The organism is Ochrobactrum sp. SFR4 (assembly GCF_019730395.1).
Classification (GTDB): Bacteria; Pseudomonadota; Alphaproteobacteria; order Rhizobiales; family Rhizobiaceae; genus Pseudochrobactrum.
On sequence record NZ_JAAPBB010000590.1, the window covers coordinates 1 to 302 of the forward strand.

General features: G+C 36.8%; 1 protein-coding gene. It reads right to left on the reverse strand.

Annotated features, from left to right (window positions below):
* Window positions 1-37: 37 nt before the first annotated feature.
* Window positions 38-302 (reverse strand): hypothetical protein (locus HBA93_RS20390; RefSeq protein ID WP_221724487.1); only part of this gene is annotated, 265 nt, incomplete at its 5' end.

The following is a 302-nucleotide window of genomic DNA, read 5'->3' on the forward strand; positions in this document are numbered from 1 at the left end:
TTTAAAAAAATGCGTTTTAAAGCCATAAAAGAGCAATTTAATTTTTGTTGTTTAGCTCATTATATGTCGCCATAACCATATCAAGGTGCTTGTTTACTAAAATCTCTGTTTGTTCAAAATTACGGTTTAATACAGCATTTCTTAAATCTGTATATCGATCCGTAGCATACAGAGCACGTAAGGTTGGGGACTGTATCGTTCCGGTTGAAAACTTCTGATCTTCAAAATTAGACATCAAAATTCTGAAAGCACGGCCCTGACGTCGTATATGGTTGGTCGCCATGATGTGAAAGTGGTACGCC